This window comes from Rickettsiales endosymbiont of Peranema trichophorum (assembly GCF_004210275.1).
Classification (GTDB): domain Bacteria; phylum Pseudomonadota; class Alphaproteobacteria; order Rickettsiales; family Midichloriaceae; genus RICK02.
In genome coordinates this window covers 1-18,141 of record NZ_SCFA01000055.1, presented here as the reverse complement: position 1 = coordinate 18,141, position 18,141 = coordinate 1, and the positions used below count along the sequence as shown (strand labels likewise).

13 protein-coding genes are annotated in these 18,141 nt (G+C 42.5%); 8 read left to right on the top strand and 5 right to left on the bottom strand.

The annotated features are described in order from the left end of the window. The 4 genes from EDM53_RS02940 to EDM53_RS02925 all read left to right on the top strand — a co-directional run. On the top strand, positions 1-1,242 hold a 1,242-nt coding region (locus tag EDM53_RS02940; protein WP_130122200.1), incomplete at its 5' end, for a PD-(D/E)XK nuclease domain-containing protein. 124 nt (positions 1,243-1,366) lie between these two features. Continuing rightward, on the top strand, positions 1,367-6,328 hold the full coding sequence (locus EDM53_RS02935; protein WP_165379592.1) for a hypothetical protein: 4,962 nt from the start codon (positions 1,367-1,369) through the stop codon (positions 6,326-6,328). A gap of 69 nt (positions 6,329-6,397) precedes the next feature. Beyond that, entirely contained in the window at positions 6,398-7,789 is a 1,392-nt protein-coding gene (locus EDM53_RS02930; RefSeq protein WP_207215452.1) for a bifunctional enoyl-CoA hydratase/phosphate acetyltransferase, read from the top strand. Then, positions 7,770-8,972 (top strand): acetate/propionate family kinase, encoded by a 1,203-nt coding sequence (locus tag EDM53_RS02925; protein WP_130122198.1) that lies wholly within the window; start codon positions 7,770-7,772, stop codon positions 8,970-8,972. The genes EDM53_RS02930 and EDM53_RS02925 overlap by 20 nt, the downstream gene beginning before the upstream one ends. A gap of 138 nt (positions 8,973-9,110) precedes the next feature. Here the strand turns inward: EDM53_RS02925 and EDM53_RS02920 are convergent, their stop codons facing one another. After that, positions 9,111-10,403, bottom strand: a complete 1,293-nt coding sequence (locus tag EDM53_RS02920; protein WP_130122197.1) for a replication-associated recombination protein A — start codon at positions 10,401-10,403, stop codon at positions 9,111-9,113. Positions 10,404-10,441: 38 nt separating this feature from the next. Between EDM53_RS02920 and EDM53_RS02915 the strand changes: the two genes are divergently transcribed. The 3 genes from EDM53_RS02915 (at position 10,442) to EDM53_RS06155 (ending at position 11,565) form a co-directional block, all read left to right on the top strand. Further along, a complete protein-coding gene (locus EDM53_RS02915) occupies positions 10,442-10,798 on the top strand; it encodes a hypothetical protein (RefSeq protein ID WP_130122196.1) in 357 nt (118 codons plus the stop codon). A gap of 19 nt (positions 10,799-10,817) precedes the next feature. Beyond that, positions 10,818-11,321, top strand: coding sequence for a hypothetical protein (locus tag EDM53_RS02910; RefSeq protein WP_130122195.1), 504 nt, complete (start codon positions 10,818-10,820; stop codon positions 11,319-11,321). Between the two features lie 100 nt (positions 11,322-11,421). After that, positions 11,422-11,565: a hypothetical protein gene (locus tag EDM53_RS06155; RefSeq protein WP_165379590.1), complete on the top strand. Its 144-nt coding sequence runs from the start codon at positions 11,422-11,424 to the stop codon at positions 11,563-11,565. Here EDM53_RS06155 and queA read toward each other — a convergent pair. The 3 genes from queA to EDM53_RS02895 all read right to left on the bottom strand — a co-directional run bounded on the left by queA (position 11,542) and on the right by EDM53_RS02895 (position 16,080). Further along, the gene (queA, locus tag EDM53_RS02905; RefSeq protein ID WP_130122194.1) at positions 11,542-12,606 is read right to left on the bottom strand and encodes a tRNA preQ1(34) S-adenosylmethionine ribosyltransferase-isomerase QueA; all 1,065 of its coding nucleotides are present in this window, start codon (positions 12,604-12,606) and stop codon (positions 11,542-11,544) included. The genes EDM53_RS06155 and queA overlap by 24 nt on opposite strands. Before the next feature lie 22 nt (positions 12,607-12,628). Further along, positions 12,629-14,113 (bottom strand): methionine--tRNA ligase, encoded by a 1,485-nt coding sequence (gene metG / locus EDM53_RS02900; protein ID WP_130122193.1) that lies wholly within the window; start codon positions 14,111-14,113, stop codon positions 12,629-12,631. A 131-nt stretch (positions 14,114-14,244) separates the two neighbouring features. Beyond that, the gene (locus tag EDM53_RS02895; protein ID WP_130122192.1) at positions 14,245-16,080 is read right to left on the bottom strand and encodes a ribonucleoside-diphosphate reductase subunit alpha; all 1,836 of its coding nucleotides are present in this window, start codon (positions 16,078-16,080) and stop codon (positions 14,245-14,247) included. Positions 16,081-16,296: 216 nt separating this feature from the next. Here EDM53_RS02895 and EDM53_RS02890 point away from each other — a divergent pair, with 216 nt between their 5' ends. Beyond that, positions 16,297-17,853, top strand: coding sequence for a hypothetical protein (locus EDM53_RS02890; protein ID WP_130122191.1), 1,557 nt, complete (start codon positions 16,297-16,299; stop codon positions 17,851-17,853). 77 nt (positions 17,854-17,930) lie between these two features. Here the strand turns inward: EDM53_RS02890 and EDM53_RS06340 are convergent. Further along, a partial coding sequence (locus EDM53_RS06340; RefSeq protein WP_207215450.1) for a hypothetical protein occupies positions 17,931-18,141 on the bottom strand: 211 nt, incomplete at its 5' end.

Below are 18,141 nucleotides of genomic sequence, written 5' to 3'. Positions count from 1 at the left end.
GAATTAGAAACTTCATTAAAACAATTATGCGCATACATAAGCAGATACTATGGCAAGAACCCAATTATACTGATGGATGAGTATGACACGCCGATACAGGAGGCTTACCTGGAGAAATACTACGAGAAGATGGTAGAGCTAATGCGTGGTATACTAGGTCAAGCCCTCAAGGATAACAGCTACCTCACAAAAGCGGTAGTGACGGGAATAGCACGTATTTCACAAGAAAGCTTGTTCTCTGGATTGAACAATATCTCTGCATATTCGATGCTAAGAGAGAGGTTTGGCCAATACTTTGGATTTACCGAAGAAGAGGTACTCAAGCTATTGGATGTAACAAAACAGCCTGTATCGATCAGTGAAATCAAAGAATGGTACAACGGCTATCAAATAGGTAAGCACGTGTTGTACAATCCCTGGTCTATAATCAACTGCTTGGACCATGATGGAGAGTTGCAAGAATACTGGGTCAACACCTCAAATCATCAATTGATAGCTGATCTATTGAAGGGTGCAAAGCCTGTAGTCAAGAAGGCCTTTGAAGATCTGCTACAGGGCAAAGTGATACAACAGACATTATCCGAGAATTTGGTGTTTCCCGATGTACGTAACAAGCCAGAAGCCTTATGGAGCTTGTTGTTGTATGCAGGGTACCTCAAAGTACTAAGCAGGAAGTTCATGGACTACAAACTTGTATGTGAGATAGCCATACCTAACAAGGAAGTAGGAGGAGTCTATAGCAAAATAGTATCTGATTGGTTTAGTGAGCCTGTCAGCGCAGAATCATACGAGAGCTTTGTAAGAAGTTTAGCGGATGGGGATGTGGAGAAATTTAAGCTGTACATCTCAAGCTATATCATACAAAGCGGCAGCTACTTTGATTTTAACAAGAACACACCTGAGCAGGTATTTCATGTGTTTATATTGGGTCTTGTGGTGGGTCTTAGAGGAGAGTACGACATTCAATCAAACAAAGAGGCGGGTCTAGGGAGATGCGACGTAGCCTTAATACCAAAGGATATCACTAGAGCTGGCATACTTTTGGAGTTTAAGACCAGTGATAGCCTAGAGACCCTTCATGAAAAAGCTGAAGAGGCCTTGAAGCAAATCAAAGAGCGTCAGTACATAGAGATGTGCAAGCAAAAGGGGGTCAAGGAGGTTTTAGCAATAGGCCTTGCATTTTGCGGTAAGCACATGGAACTGGTGTACGGGTCTGTACTGTTGCATGATACAACAGCATGAGGGATCATTGTCATTTTTGGAGATAAATAAAGAGATTTTTATAGCTATTTCTCTCATTTTGTGATATTGTACCCACAACTTATGATGGGTCATAGCCCTTTCTTTCTGGGATTATATGCTTTACATGCGATATCAAGGTATTATTGCCTCTCTCTCCGTTACTTTTAGGCAGTTTTTAAGAGATATAGAGCTGTTGTACTCTTTTCCTGTATTACCCACCACTATTTCACCTATCAAATGGAGCAATAGTGTATCATCAAAGTCCCTATCAGATTTTGTGGCCCTTCAGCGTCTGGGTTACGGCATTTTAGAAATGCCAAAGCATCTGGAAACGCCAAAGCCCCCTTTTTGGTTTGTCACTGATCCATATATACTGCATCAGAAGAGTGTTTCGCTGCTAAATGTCGTCAAGATCAGTACAGCCTTTGGAGTAATCAACAGAGAATATAGGTATGGTATTGGGTCTGTAAGATATGTTTCTAGGGACGATAGGGTATTTATAGAGGATGCTGGAACAGTTCAAGTATCATATGTATTTTCTGAGATTAAGAAGGCCGATCCTGACCAATCAGAGGCCACGCACGTGCCACAACCTGAGACATATCCGCCTGTTGACGTGTCAGAAATTGGCCAACCAGCGCCTACAGCTTTTTCTGAAGCTGATATACCAAAATCCAGAAAGCTTGGAATCAATGAGCAGTATACGGAAACTAGGCCGAATGCAGAAGTAGCCACTATACATGAAGCTGTCAAGAGCAGAAGCAATCAGCGTTTAGTGCCGCGACAAGAGATCCAAGTGAGTGACCGTCAACTCACTTCTGCTCGTCATGACTATACTGCACCATATTCAGCACAAACACAATATGAGGATTCAACAAAGGATTCTCCTGCTCAAACACTCCAGGGTGTTATAGAGCCAGATGAAGAACATCAAGTCCAAGGACCGCACAGCACTACACCCTCTAGTATGCATTCCAGTGATATACGGCAGGATTTAGAACAGAGTCCTAGCGGTACTTCCTCACTTCCAACATCCAGTAATCAGCAGGAGGAAAGCACTCAGCTTCCACATGAGGAGAGGATAGGTGCGTCCACTGAGAACAGCGTCGTTGCTGAGTTAACAAAGGTACAGCAGAGCAATCAGGCAACCAGTAGACCTGTTCCAACAACGGATAATAGGCACAGCGATACTACGGGCCAAAACCAGACGCTTCAGGCTGACCAGCAAGACTCTGGCTTATCATCAGCTCATCGTAGGATGTTGGGCACAGATGTGGAGCAAGCTCACACGGTATATGGGGCTCCAAAAGCCAATGGTAAGGGCAGTACTCAGAGTCCAAGACACATTCCTGAGGCATATACTTTACGTGGAGAAATGAAGTACAAGTTACAACCAACCACATTCGCTGCTCGTGGATTAGAGGATGCTGAAGAAGGAGTACACGATAAACTTCCCACAATCATACCAACAAATATCATCACCGAGTACCTTGAGGAGTCCAAAGAAGTGAAGCTTAAGCCTGAGGATGTCTCCTCCGGTTTTCATTATTTTCAGAAACTTTCTGGACGGGTGCTAAGTGAGAATGCAAAAGATGGGCACATGCGTTATATACAAAGTATGGAATGGTGGAAAGTTTCAGAAAGAAGCATGTTAGGAATGTACTTTACAGTGGCCAACCAACAACCTGATAAACAGGCTTTCCTGAAAAAGATGATGCTGTTTGCAGGTGTTGGTAGTTTGACTGGTACAGGTTTTAAAATAGAGGGAGGCGCTGTGACTTCTCATGGTGCTGACTTATCAGGAGGAGGCAGTATTCCACAATTCTCTGTTGGTCTCTTCTTTGCTGGCCATCAAGGCCGTCTTTTGGCAGGCTTTCCGGCTCAATTGGGTCCGCAGGTAATGGGGTGGTTACATGGTGCTACAAAAGGTATGTTGTTTAACAGATATGTGGCAACGCACAGTGGTGGCGTGAAAAGTGATGGTACTATATCTGAATACAAGGGAAATAAAATAGCGCTTATGGAGTTTATTAAGCATCTCTTCTTTTCTCATCCAACGCAAATTGGTATGAATCCGCAGTTGCATACTGGTTATGTATACAATGGTAAACCTGTCACAGTTGTACGGAGCTCTGACTTATTTGTTGACGCACACCAAGTATTTGACAATCTAGATAATGGAGAGACAGGTCACATCTTATTCGGAGATTACCGTCCTCTTTTGTTTCCCAAAAATATAGTAATCGCGTTTGGAATGGAAGGCTCTCAACCCGCCAAAGAAGGGCCACTTGGAGCGCATTCAAAGACAGGCGCTCCAGATACATTTTCTCCATTTGGCCTACCGAAATTTACGATTAAACTGAAGGAGCGTGAAGTAATTCAGAAATACTTAAAACAGTACATAAGTAATTTTGGAGCCTCCCCCCCAAGAGCACTCAAGCAACACATCAACCGCCTTAATGATTATGTCAATAGCGAAACAAAAGTAAAGGTAACTGACCAATTTGTAAAAGATTTAAATGGAATAGGCATAAAAGTCTTTGGTAAAGGAAAACAAAAAGCTTTAATTACAAAATTTGGAGAAGGGTTAGCCAAACACTTACCATTGGTTTACCAAAACTATGGTGGACTAACGAAAACGTTTGATCATGACTTGTTGTCACAGATCATGAACGTTAATGTAGATGATATTCCTCCAGAAATAGTGTTTTTCAAGCCAATGAAAACTTTAAAAGGTTTTCTTGCACAGGAGCCTATATACTCTGGTATTGCCAATAAGGATATTTTACGAGAGCATCCGCTGCTTTCACGAGAGCTGCATTTTGCATTGAGTGTGCTTTATGATGTTAAGGGGTTGTTGTCAAGTCAAAAGACCGGACATATCGTAACAGAAGCTCCTATATTCTCCCATATTAATGATCAGATAAGCTTGGTCTTAGACATACTTTCTGCTAAGGGAGAGAAGCTATATCAAGAAACTGACAAAATATTTGCAATGCTCAGTTCTGACGTAGGGCTGGACATATTCTTAGCATCTTTAAAAAATTATAAAAAAAAGACGGAGTTATTGGGCTATCTTGGCTCCCTTATAGACAAGATGTCAGGTTTTTCAGGGAACATCCAGAAATTCCAACAAAGCGTCAAGCTATTAGCAAACTCTCTTCCACAAAATTATCAGTCCAGTGTAACCTCTGTCCTTGAGTATTTAGATCGTCAAAGTGTACTGGATAGTGTAAAACTAAATGCTAAAGACATGCTCATAAACATCAAGGAGATAGCTCCAGATGCTGTCAGCGCCATGATGAAAGCAATAGACCTAACCGACCCATATTATAATGGCCAGTACACCTATCCAAGGGTTTTAAACGCAATGCTACATAGGCTGTACGCTACTGCCGCCAATGAGCCTATTTTACTACGATATCCACTTTCAAAAGAGGTGCATTTTGCGGTTAGTGTCCTTTATGATCTTAAGGTGGGGTTATCAGGTCATGAAGGGAGTTCCCTAGTCACAAATCATGAGATATTAGGTGATGTAACAAGTCAGATCACTTTCATCCTGGATTTATTGTCTCAGCACCACAAATTAGATGAGATGGATGGAGCGAACATCATACAATATCTGAGCAATAGCTATCAACCATTATATGAATTTCTAGAATCTGTATCCACTGACGTATCCACGCCGGTGCTCACCCGGATCGCTATGTATATTAACAGCCATATCTCTGATGTTGACCAGAAAGTTACTGTTGAGACATTACGTAATTTAAAAGAACGCCAGGAAAAAAATGAGGATATTAGGAATGTTGTAGGGTACACGATCGACCTCAAAAAGATAGCTCCATATGCTGTTGACATTATTACGGAAGCACTAAGAATTAATGAGCTTCCTGATACTCAACAGGAGAGCTATCCAAAAGTTTTACATACAGTACTATATGCATCTATAAAGGCTCGACTCCAAGCCATTCTGGACAACGTTGGGTCGCATGGAAGAGCACAGGCATTAAGTGGTCTAGGTGACATTACGACAATACAGCGAGAATTGTCTCATAACCACAAAGCAGTGACGCAATTCATACCTTTAGTGTTACCGGCTGAAGAAGGTGTCAGGATTAATGATCTACTCACCAATCTATTGACCGAATGTATGCGCAGTAATGGTAATGAGTACTTAGCGTATATAGGCACAATATCATTGTTAAAGGAGAGGCTGGCATCAACTTCGCCTACTGACCTACTTATTAGACATGATTTATTTCGTCCTACGGCAGAAAGATCATATTGGCCATATTCCAATGAACAAGCACATGCTGTCAGGAGTATTCAAGATCACACCGATGGGAGTAGTGGCACTCATTTTAAAAAGGGAATAGCACTTAGTAAAGCTGAGGCACTGTTAATGGGGGCGAAGGCTACGCACGACATGTTTAAAATATATGACTACCTGGGTGGAACCAACCACACCGGAAGCATAGGGTCATATGGCTTTACGAAACATAATTTAATTAAAGTGGGCGCTGGATACTACACTTTGAAGATCTTCACCTCATTGCCTCAAGAGCGCTGGAAAGCGGGGGTATTAGCTGTGCAGGAGTATAGCAGATGGTACATGTACAGTAGTCACAAGGATGTTTCACAAGACCTCAAAAACGCTGAAAATCATGATGTTACTAGTATTGTAGTACCGTCGCTGCTTTTTGGTGCTACTACAGCCTCTATGTTTCAGTTTTGGGGTGCTACCGTGTCTGTACCCGCCTTGTCAGCCGTCTGTGTAGTTGGTTCTGCCATTTACTTTGCTGTAGAATATGCAAAGCTATATCCTTCTCAAGATCCTTTGGTAAGCAACCTATGCAGCTTTGGTGATGTTCTATGCAAAATGGTCGCAGTAACATCGATTTTTACAAACGGTATGTCGTTGTACATGAGAGGCTTCATATTACTTGATGTGATTGCTTCCAATATACCAGATACACCTTATGTAGCAGAAACATCGGACTCGCAATATCAAAACGGTACTGTATCGCAGAACCAGTTCGATGAAGCAGCTGAAGCTTTACAACCCGTAAACTACGAAATATAAATTTACTGTTTGTATTTTATATTTCTGTGATACTATAAAGGGATGGGTCAATAAAAGGGGGAAACAATTGTGCCTGTTATACTTGAAAATAAGGTATTTGACGAAATTGAAATAGGTGATAGTGCAAGCCTTAGTCGCACCTTAACAAAGCAGGATATTCAAATATTTGCTGCAATGACTGGTGATATGAATCCTATACACCTGGACGAAGACTACGCTAAAACCGATATCTTTCACAAGATAATAGCGCACGGAATGTGGGGTGGCTCCTTGTTCTCAACGCTGCTAGGTACTCAGCTACCTGGACTTGGCACGATTTATCTAGAACAGCAACTGTCATTTTTAAAACCCGTTGCACTTGGTGACACAATTACCGCAACAATCAAAGTGTTGGAAAAAGATTCGACACGTAATACAGTGTTGCTTGAGTGTAAGTGTGTTAATCAGAACGGTAAGGAGGTGATTTCTGGAACCGCAAAGGTTTTAGCTCCAAAAGAAAAAGAAAAGTATAACAAAGCTTCTTTACCCAAAATTGAAGTAAGAACTACAGACCAGGCATCATACTATCAGACACTTCTCTCAAAAATTGACAAGAGCCAACCACTTAAAACCGCTATAGTCTTTCCCACTGAAGAGAGTGCACTTGCAGGCGCCATTGTATCAGCTGAGGAAGGTATCATAGAGCCGATTTTAATTGGACCAAAAGATCAAATCAACGCACTTGCAAAAGAGCAAAACCTGAATATCTCAAGATATCAATTGCTTGACGTTGAGTTTCCTAGAGAAGCCGCTGCCAAAGCTGTTGAATTGGCTAGACAGTCACAAGTTGGAGCAATCATGAAGGGTCAAATCAAAACAGCTGAGTTGATGCATGAGGTAATGGCAACCAACACTGGTTTAAGGATAGGAAAGATTTTGAGCCATATCTTTGTAGTGGATGTGCTTGTATACCATAAGCCGCTGTATATTACAGACGCCGCAATCAACATCAAGCCAACTTTAGGCGATAAAATAGGCATATTACAAAATGTTGTTGAGTTGTTTAATGTGGTTGAAAAGAGAAAAGCAAAAGTCGCAGTCATTGCGGCAGTAGAGACCGTCACCGAAAAGATGCAATCCACACTTGATGCATCCGCTTTGTGTAAAATGGTGGAGCGGGGTCAAATCAAGGGCGCATTGATAGACGGCCCATTAGCTCTGGATGACGCGATATCCAAAGAAGCTGCTGAGGAAAAGGGTATAATTTCACAGGTTGCAGGAGATGCAGATGTGATACTTGTACCAGATATAGAAGCTGGAAATATATTGTACAAACAACTCACCAACCTATCAAATTTTGAAGCTGGCGGAATTGCATTGGGGGCAAAAGTTCCTATAATTCTCGCGAGTCGCTCCAGCAGTATAGAAACACGTAAAGCATCATGTATTTTGGCTACATCTTATGTTAGAAATCAAAAATAAATCGATCTTAGTGATTAATGCAGGCTCTTCAAGTATCAAATTTTCGGTATTTGTTGTGCATGAGGCAAAACTAGCGCTACTATATCATGGCGAAATAGATAGCGTCTTGCACTCACCTATATTTGAAGTATTTGATGCTCATAAGGTTCAAGTGCATAACGCAACGCTCTCTTCTTCCGATCATCAGGGAGCCTTAAATGAACTTTTAACTTGGGTAAACGACACCCTTGCTGCAGATGGAGGTAAGCTCATAGGAATAGGGCATAGAATCGTTCATGGTGGTAAAAAATATAGCACCCCGGTTTTAATCGATAAGGGAATACTTGAAGACTTGGAAACGCTCAAACCTTTGGCGCCAATACATGAACCGTATAACCTATTAGCTATTGAAAAATTTGCATCCTTATCTCCAAAACTACCGCAAGTTGCTTGTTTTGACACAGGCTTTCATACGACACAGGAGAAAATAGCACAAGCGACAGGGCTACCTCAGGAATACGAGCACAGAGGTATTATAAAATACGGATTTCATGGGCTTTCATACGAGTATATAACCACCATTCTACCTGAATACATAGGGAACAAAGCATCAGGTAAGATTGTAGTGATGCACCTTGGGAATGGTTCCAGTATGTGTGCAATCAACAATAAAAAAAGCGTTGCCTCTACAATGGGATTCTCAACAATTGATGGATTGATGATGGGAACCCGTACGGGCAGGCTTGATCCTGGTATAGTTCTGTACCTGCTTCAAGAAGAAAAAATGAAGGTAGATGATGTTGTTAACTTACTGTACAAAAAATCGGGTTTGATAGGAGTTTCTGGAATCAGCAATGACGTGAGGGAGTTGTTAAATAGCGATAAAGAGTCTGCTCAATACGCGCTGGAGCTGTACTGCTATAAGGCTTCGTATGAACTAGGGGGTCTGATGAGCACACTGAACGGGGCCGATACTCTAGTGTTCACTGGCGGCATAGGTGAGAACGCACACTTGATTCGGTATAACATCTGTAAGAAGTTTGAGTGGTTGGGGTTACAAATAGATGAACAAGCCAATAAAAATAATCAAACAATCATCTCAACTATCGCATCATCGATCGACGTCTTAGTCATACCTACTAATGAGGAGAAAATGATAGCGCAACATACAGTGGATATACTGCGCGCTAGGGGTTTGGGTTGAGCGCATTGTTTTTCTTGCTTTAGACCTCTTGCCTAACTCATTCCGAGTGGTTATTTTGTCGTCAAAATTTGTCTGCGCTCCTCACATATATAGGATATGCTGCGGTGCTCACCTGCATTTTTCCTAAAAATTCCTCACTCATTTATGAGTTATGCAAGAGGTCTTTTCCCTCAATCTCCTCCAGTACTCCAATCTTTTCTTGATTTCTCTTTCAAATCCAATCTCCTTTGGTTCGTAAAAGGTCTCCCTTGCCATGCCTTCAGGAAAGTATTCTTGCCCTGAAAACCCTTCTGCTGTGTCGTGATCATAGATGTACCCACGCCCGTATCCCTCCTTTTTCATCATCGATGTCGGAGCGTTTAGTATATGCTTTGGTGGAGACAGTCCTCCACTCTTCTCTGCTGATATCTTTGCTCTGTTGTGCGCGGCGTATACAGCGTTTGATTTAGGAGCAGTGGCTAGGTACAACACTAGCCTTGTTATGACTAAATCACCCTCTGGAGAGCCAAGAGCATCATATGCTTCTCTAGCGGCCATCGCCTGCACTAAAGCATCCGGCTCCGCTAGACCGATATCCTCTGCTGCAAACCTTATGAGCCTTCTTAAAATGTACTTTGGCTCTTCCCCACCTTGTAGCATTCTCATCGTCCAATACAAACTCGCATCGCTATCTGAGCCTCTCAGAGATTTATGTAGTGCACTTATAAGGTTGTAATGGGCTTCCCCAGATTTATCATATAGTGTAACGCGTTTTTGCAAAACGTGCTTTAACTCACTCAGTGTCAGTTCCTGGTCGATGTGAAAAAGCTCCTCACACATGTTGATCAGATATCTGCCATCTCCATCAGACATGTGGCATACAAGGAGTCTCCCCTCAGATGTAAGTGGTAGTCGTTTACCAACTATCAGTTCTGCCCTTGAGATCATCATGTCCAGCGCTTCCATCGATAGTCTTTTGACCACCATCACCTTACAACGCGACAACAAGGCACCATTGAGCTCAAAAGATGGGTTCTCTGTAGTTGCTCCAAGCAAAGTTATCGTACCATCTTCTAGGTAAGGAAGAAAGACATCTTGCTGTGAGCGGTTTAAAGCATGTATTTCATCCAGCAACAACACCGTGTCGATGCCCTTGTCCTTACGCGCTATAGCTGCTTCAAACAACTTCTTGAAGTAACCTACGCCTGATGATACACCAGAGACGCACTCAAAGTACTTGCCAGTGCTTTCTCCCAAGATTCTCGCCAAAGTTGTTTTGCCCGACCCTGGAGGTCCCCAAAAGATACTACTCGTCACTTTACCAGCGCCCAACATCATGGATATTGGGCCTCCAGGCAACAATAGGTGGTCCTGCCCATAGACCTCCGCAAGATGCTTTGGTCTAACCTGTTCGGATAGTGGTACATTTTTGTGGTGCGAGATATCGTACATGTTCTGATTTAGGAGATACTGTTAGCAAAGGGAGATGGATGCCCCTTTTCAGGGGCATGACAAAGAAAGGGAAGCGGGCATGGCAAAGGAGGAGTGGGCATGGCAGAGGAGAGACGGGAATTGCAAGTGCTATTGTGCTCTACAACATCCGGATTGTCAATGATGGAGGTTGTGTGGATGCCCCTTTTCAGGGACATGAAAAAGAAAGGGAAGCGGGCATGGCAAAAGGGATGAGCTGGAATTGGAATGACAAAGGAGGGGCGAGCATGGCAAAGGAGAGACGGGAATTGCAAAGAGGAGAGAGAGAAGTAGGAAGTGTTTGCTATTGTTTAATGGGCGTTTTTGCATATAATGAGTCTAGTGTTGGAAAACAAAAACATGTCAAGTTTATCTAACAAAACTAAGGCTAAGTTTATGAATGCAAAAATATTTTGCCTATTACCCATCATAACGCTGATCGCTGGTTGCGCAGACCACGAGCATCCATGCTCTGATGTAGCAGTGGCTCAGAGATCAATGGTGCTTGCTCCCAATGTAACATCCAAAAATAAAGAGTTACCAGCACTTGGAAAGCCTCATAGTATGATGATGGTGAAGAGTATGTACGTTGGGACAAAACCTGGGTTTGTGCTAAGTCCTCCAAAGTCCAACTTACGAGACCCATATTCCCCCATAAAGCCTTCCAGGGTCTCTGAAGCGAGTGGCTACAACAATGGGGTTGTGCCAAGTCCTCCAAAGTCCGAATTGCAGGAGCCATATGAGCCATATTCAGAACTAAAGAATGCCGTGACACCTCAAAGCATTGGATACAACAAAGCCGCAGACACTTTGAAGCGCAGAGAGACTAATCGGTTCTTTTCAGTACATAATAGGAAGGAAAAACCTCAAGATTTCAATCTAATTAAAAAGGTATGGTAACAATATTGTGTATAGTTGTTCAATAAGAGCTTGTCCGCAAATTAATTGGAATGAAAAGAATCTATGGAGAAGTTGTCTGTTAAGTTGTTAGCAAAGGGAGATGGATGCCCCTTTTCAGGGGAATGACAAAGGAGGGGCGAGCATGGCAAAGGAGAGACGGGAATTGCAAAGAGGAGAGAGAGAAGGAAGAAGGAGAAGTAAGGTGAGAGAAGGACAAGGATTATGCTTGTCTATAACGTCTTAGGAAGCAGGCGTCGCCGTACGAGAAGAAGCGGTATTTTTGTTGAACAGCGTGGAGGTAGGCTCTTTTCATTCTCTCCGTTCCAGCAAACGCACAAACAAGAATGAATAGTGTCGATTTTGGTAGGTGAAAGTTGGTCAATAACATATCCACAGCCTTAAATCGATAACCAGGGTATATAAAAAGATTGGTGCTCCCGTGACACCCCCTTAAAAATCCACGTTCATCTGCCGTAGCCTCTAAAGTACGCAAGACCGTAGTGCCAACAGCGATGACTTTGTTGCCGTTAGCCCTTGCATCGTTGATGATAGCAGCACTATCAGTAGGAATCAAAAATGCTTCCTCGTGCATTTCATGCTCTGTGATGTGTTCACTGCGTATTGGTAGAAAAGTACCGCCACCTACGTGTAAAGTAATATAGGCTAACCGCACTCCTTGTGCTTGAATATCCTCAAGCATACCAGTAGTGAAATGTAAACCAGCCGTAGGAGCAGCGACTGCACCATCAACGCTAGCAAAGACTGTTTGATAGTCGGATGTGTCGGCTTCCGTTGGAGCGCTTCTTTTGATGTAAGGCGGTAACGGTACGTCCCCGTATAACTTCAGCTGTGATATCAAGCTGTCTCCTTGGCATGCAAATTGTATGGTGATTTCAGGGCTGTTTTGAGACTTCCCAATGATTTGAAACAGTAAAATCTTGCCATTGACAGCAAACGTATCACCTACACGAACCTTTTTCCCAGGTTTCGCAAAAGCAAGCCAGACATTCCCTTGAACGTTCTTGTATAGATTGAAGCTTATGATGCCATCATTGATCACGTCATCTCCAAACTTTGACACCTTGCGCGCTCTCAACAAAGATGGAATGACTCTAGTGTTGTTAAGTACTAACACGTCACCTTTTGAAAGGTACATCGGTAGATCGGTGATGTGTAGATCCTCCATGATGTCTGTGACATTCAGCAACCTAGAGCGAGATCTAGGCAATGGTGTCTGTGCTATTAGCTCCTTTGGTAGGTGGTAATCAAAGTCAGAAAGCTTCATCGCAGATCTACCAAGGTACCACCTATATTCGAGGAAAAATAATGGATGGCATAGCTATTTCATGACCACACTCCAGCTTTGTGCCTATGTCTTGTAACGCAGGTGGCTTAATTTGCAGTATGCCAAAGATTTTTTCTGCGGATTGAGGCATGAAAGGCTGTAGGAGTGTGCCGATAATACGTATGACGTCTGTCAGTACAAACAGGACAGTCTCCATCCGCTCTACGTCCACATTTTTAAGATGCCATGGAGCATGTGAAGAGACGTATTCATTAGCTCTGCTTGCAAGCTCTATAATAAGGTTGAGTGCCCTATGCAAAGCCTGCTCATTTATGGCTTCTTCAACCTTTTGAGGAAGCTCATAAGCAATTTGAAATAGTGCTATATCCTCATCGCTAAATGCGTGATGATACGGAATCTTCCTGTCGCAGTTTTTATGTATGAACGTCAAAACTCTTTGAATAAGATTTCCTAAGGTGTTTGCCAGATCCGCATTCACTACCCTTATAAAGTGTTGCTCCGAGTAGTTGCCATCCTTGCCAAATGGAAGCTCTTTCATGAAAAAATAACGAACATAGTCAAGGCCAAACTTATCAACCAAAGCAAAAGGATCGATAGTATTACCAAGAGACTTGGAAATCTTTTCCCCCTCGTTTGTCCACCATCCATGCGCGAAAATTCGAGTCGGAGGCGCTATATCAAGGGCCATTAAAAAAGCCGGCCAGTATACCGCGTGAAACCTCAGTATATCCTTTCCAACGATGTGAAGATCGCATGGCCAGTACTTTTCTTTGCTTTGTATTGCAGACAGGTAGTTAAATAGTGCATCTAACCATACATATATTACATGCTCCTCATCACCAGGCACCGGAATGCCCCAATGAAATGAAGTACGCGAAATCGATAGATCCACTAGGCCGCTTCTTACAAAGGATACCACTTCGTTTCTTCTACTTTCCGGAGCTATAAAGTCCTCATGTTTTTCGTAAAATTCAAGAAGTCGATCTTGCCACGCAGACAGCTTAAAAAAATATGTAGGCTCTTCCAGCCATTCCACAGGTGACCCACTTGGAGCATGACCGTCAATCAGCTCTGAAGCGCTGTAAAAGGCTTCATCTCTGACGGAATACCAGCCGCTGTATTTTCCTAAATAGATGTTGCCGTTTTCGATGAGACGAGTCCAAATATGACGTACATAAGAGGTGTGCCTTTCTTCGGAGGTTCTGATGAAGTCGTCATTGGAAAAGTTCATCGTTTTACATAAGCCAATAAAATGCAGTGCAGCTTGATCGGTAAACTGCTGTGGTGGAATACCAGCTTTTTGAGCGCTACGTTCTATTTTTTGCCCATGCTCGTCTGTACCAGTTAGAAACATCACGTCTGCTCCCGATAAACGCTTGTAACGTGCTATAACATCGCATGCAAGCGTCGTATACATATGCCCGATGTGTGGTACATCGTTGACGTAGTAAATAGGGGTCGTGATGTAAAAGGTAGACTTGGTCATAATAAGGTACTAGTAAGCTACGAGTAAAACATGATCTATTTATACATTTCTTTGCAATTCTTCAAGTGTTCAAAGCAAATATGTGCAGATCGATCAAACGCCTACACAGACTGCAAAGTGGTTGCCGATGATTACTGACAAGAGAGACATTCATCGTATTTGTCTACTTCAGGGGCAGGTTGCAACTTCATTTCAAGCTGAACTATGTCAGACTTCATTGAAACCTTGTCAGCTCTTTGAATCGACTTGGAACGCAAGTAGTACATGCTTTTGATGCCACTTCTCCAGGCTGAGAAATGTATCATGTGTAAATCCCTTTTATCAATATCAGCTGGAATAAAGATGTTGAGGGATTGACCCTGGCATATAAAAGGCGTTCTGTCTGCAGCAAGTTCTATAATCCACCTTTGATCGATTTCAAATGCAGTTTTAAATACGTCCTTTTCATCTTGAGTCAGAAAGTCCAGGTGCTGAACGGATCCTTCATGGTTCATTATAGATGACCAGATTTCGTCCGTATCATACCCCTTGTCCTGCAGCAACTTTTTTAAGTGCTTGTTCTTGACATTAAAAGAGCCTGTCAGTGTCTTCTGGGTGTATGTGTTTGCGCTGTATGGCTCTATTCCAGGAGAGGAATTGCCAGCGATTATTGAAATGGATGCGGTGGGCGCTATGGCCATTTTATGAGTGAACCTTTCATGGACATTTGCCTCTATGGCATCTGGGCATGCCCCTTTTTCATTTGCAAGCATGATCGAGGCTTTGTCCACCTCTTTTTTGATGTGTTGAAAGATGCTCATATTCCAAGCTTTCGCAACCGCAGTTTCTATTGGTACCATCTTTGACTGCAGGAACGAATGAAGGCCCATTACACCCAATCCTACACTTCTTTCACGATATGCTGAGTATTTGGCTTTTTTCATGTCATCAGGAGCGGACTGTATGAAATCTTCAAGAACGTTATCCAAAAAGCGCATCACGTTAGGTATGAAGTTCGTATCGCTCTTCCACATGTCATAGGTCTCAATGTTCAGAGACGCTAAACAACAGACGGCAGTGCGATCGTTATGTAGGTGGTCCTCCCCTGTTGCCAATAAAATCTCACTGCAGAGGTTGGACGTTTTGACATTCAATCCAAGCTTTGTGTAGATTTCAGGGATGCTTTTGTTGACGTTATCTATAAATAAAAGATAAGGTTCCCCGGTCTCGACCCTGGCAGTCAAAAGCCTAATCCATATATCTCTGGCCTTCACTATGCTTACCATTCTTCCGTCCTTAGGGCTTTTTAGTTCCCACGGTGCATCTGCAGCTACAGCCTGCATGAAGCTGTCAGGTATAACGACTCCGTGATGTAGGTTTAAAGACTTACGGTTTAAATCACCACCTGTCGGTCTCCGTATTTCTATAAATTCTTCGATTTCTGGGTGCCACACAGGCATGTAAACAGCAGAGCTTCCCCTTCTTAAGCTGCCCTGTGATATTGCAAGAGCTAGCCTGTCTTGGACACCTATAAATGGAATTGCGCCAGAGGTTTTTCCATTCCCCCGTACCCTTTCACCTATTGATCTCACTCGCCCCCAATAGGTTCCGATGCCACCCCCCTTTGAGGCAAGCCAAACGTTCTCGTTCCATACTTCAATTATGCCCTCAAGGCTATCCTTTACTTCGTTAAGAAAGCAGGAGATAGGTAGTCCGCGGTTTGTGCCACCGTTGCTCAGTACTGGTGTTGCAGGCATTAACCACATTTTACTGATATAATCGTATATACAGTTTGCATGCGTTTCGTTATCTGCGTAATGCTTTGCTACTCTCGCAAAAAGGCCCTGAAAGTCTTCGTTTTCAAGCAAGTATCTGTCAAGTAGCACCGCTTTTCCAAAATCTGTCAGGTGACAGTCTCTGGATTGATCAGTCGCGATGTGAAAATTTCTGTTGCTTGTTTTGTCTGATTTGGGGATATGGGTAGCCATATCTTATCAATACCTCAAAATGTTATTGTGATTGGATGTACAATGATAGTACATATTAGTGGTGTAAATTACAATCACTTTTCGTTATACATAAAACTTGACACGCTGTATAAAGGACTATATCCGATTTAATTTAAAAAGCGTAATTCGCCGCTAATGATTTGCCTGTGTGTCTTGCTGCTCTGTTTGTCTGGATATGTTTTGTGCGCCAGATCTATGTGTACAGAGCAGGGGAGTGGTGTCGGAATTGTAGTGCTGACCTCTGCATTGTGCGGTGTGTTGCTTCTTGTATCGTTTGTGCATCGTATCAGTGAGGTCGCGTACTCTATATATTTGATCGGGGCACTGTTGCTGCTGTACCATGTGCTGTATCAAAGAGAAAATATAGAGTGGCGACGATCTCAGGGATTGATAGCGCTCGTCCTAATCATAATAGTGTATTATTTGCGGGTGGGCCATTCGTACTATACATCTTGGGATGATTTTACATACTGGGGGCCTGCTATCAATACGGTCATAGCAAATAAGGGTATTGCAGCCAATCAAGAAACAATGACTGTCTTATCGCCTTTTTACCATTATCCAATGTTAACGTCCGTGTTTAATTGTTTTATGGCAAAGGTGATGGGGTTTACAGAAGGCAATATGCTGTTTGCTTCAGGGTTGCTGTCCATATTATTTCTTGGAGTGTTGCTGGTAGAAAATAGCCCTATGAAGACAGTAGTGACTGTAACAAGTGTTTTAGCTGTCTGTACACTCTACAATACTGCTCTTAGGTCTCTCTACCCTGATTCCACTCTAGGAATAATATTTGGTGTAACATTGTCGATTTACATTCAAGTCAAAAATAAGGTGAATGCTCTGCTATGTATAGGTCCTCTTCTTTTTGTATTGCCTCAGATCAAGGTGGTGGGGTTCTGGTTGGCATATGCTGGTGTTGGAATCATTTTGATCGATATGGTGATGAGATGGCGAAGCGTTTATAGTACAAAGCTGGTATTTGTGTTTATGTTAATTGCTACTATTCCAGCGGTGAGCCAAGGGATGTGGTACAACCATATCAAATTTGATGGTGCAGTAATAAATCAGCCAAGTTATGGGCTAGGCCTTGAGATGTTGTGGGCGCACCTATCTCCTGAGGCTAGATCGCAAGAAGACATGGAGAGGTTATCAGGTTTTTTGCAAAGCGTGGCAAAGTTTAGTTATACAGAAGGAACTGTTCTGACGTATGTACTAGTGATATTTTCTGTATTTCTGGTCATCAAATATCGCAAAGAGGATTTAGTGGAGTGCGTCAGGCTGTACTGTATATTGTTTGTTTTCTTTGTCCTGTATTTGTGTTTTCGGTGTTCATTGTATTTTAGTCACTTCTCATATGAAGAGGCTGTATCAGGTGCATCGGGTGCTAGATACTATTCAACTTTCTTTACAGCGTTTAGTGTAGTTGCAGCAACATACATAAGAAGGGTGTTGATACAGGTGGATTCTAAAGAGCTGCGAAGATGTACGATCCTAAGTGCTATACTGTTTGTCAGTATCATCTCATATCGTATATACAGCAGGCCATACAAGGAACTAAGCGAAGAGAGAAAGTACGTGAAGTATATCGCAAGTAAGTTAATTGCGGGTGGTGTTGAGCAAAAGGATATCGATTATACGAGAATCTCGCCGTATGGATGTAATGTACTTCGTTATGAGCTGTATCCACATTTAGAGCTCATGCAGGAAGAATACTCAAAATGTGCTGAGTTGGTGCAGCTCCAGATGTCTTGAGTTGTACCAATTCTCATTTTTAAATGATTCAAAACGGATTTTGTGAAACTCGGCTCTGCGCAGGTATTTCAATACACTTACGCAGCCTCATCCTCAAATCCATTTGCCTGATTTAGTCCGTGCGTCAGAAGTGATGGAGAGGAGAAGGGATGAGGGGTTGAGGAGATAAAATGGATTGAAAATCCATAAGAAAATGGTATGAATATGTCATAAAGCTTATGGATTTTACATATCAGATATGCCAATAGAAAACAAAGTTTCCAGTCAAAAACAAGGAAGATTATTTTG

Bases quoted from the DNA above. Each gene is read 5' to 3' on its own strand.
- EDM53_RS02935 (WP_165379592.1), top strand. From the start codon at position 1,367: ATGCGATATCAAGGTATTATTGCCTCTCTCTCCGTTACTTTTAGGCAG.
- EDM53_RS02925 (WP_130122198.1), top strand. From the start codon at position 7,770: ATGTTAGAAATCAAAAATAAATCGATCTTAGTGATTAATGCAGGCTCT.
- EDM53_RS02920 (WP_130122197.1), bottom strand. From the start codon at position 10,403: ATGTACGATATCTCGCACCACAAAAATGTACCACTATCCGAACAGGTT.
- EDM53_RS02915 (WP_130122196.1), top strand. From the start codon at position 10,442: ATGCCCCTTTTCAGGGGCATGACAAAGAAAGGGAAGCGGGCATGGCAA.
- EDM53_RS02910 (WP_130122195.1), top strand. From the start codon at position 10,818: ATGAATGCAAAAATATTTTGCCTATTACCCATCATAACGCTGATCGCT.
- EDM53_RS06155 (WP_165379590.1), top strand. From the start codon at position 11,422: ATGGATGCCCCTTTTCAGGGGAATGACAAAGGAGGGGCGAGCATGGCA.
- queA (WP_130122194.1), bottom strand. From the start codon at position 12,606: ATGAAGCTTTCTGACTTTGATTACCACCTACCAAAGGAGCTAATAGCA.
- metG (WP_130122193.1), bottom strand. From the start codon at position 14,113: ATGACCAAGTCTACCTTTTACATCACGACCCCTATTTACTACGTCAAC.
- EDM53_RS02895 (WP_130122192.1), bottom strand. From the start codon at position 16,080: ATGGCTACCCATATCCCCAAATCAGACAAAACAAGCAACAGAAATTTT.
- EDM53_RS02890 (WP_130122191.1), top strand. From the start codon at position 16,297: ATGTGTACAGAGCAGGGGAGTGGTGTCGGAATTGTAGTGCTGACCTCT.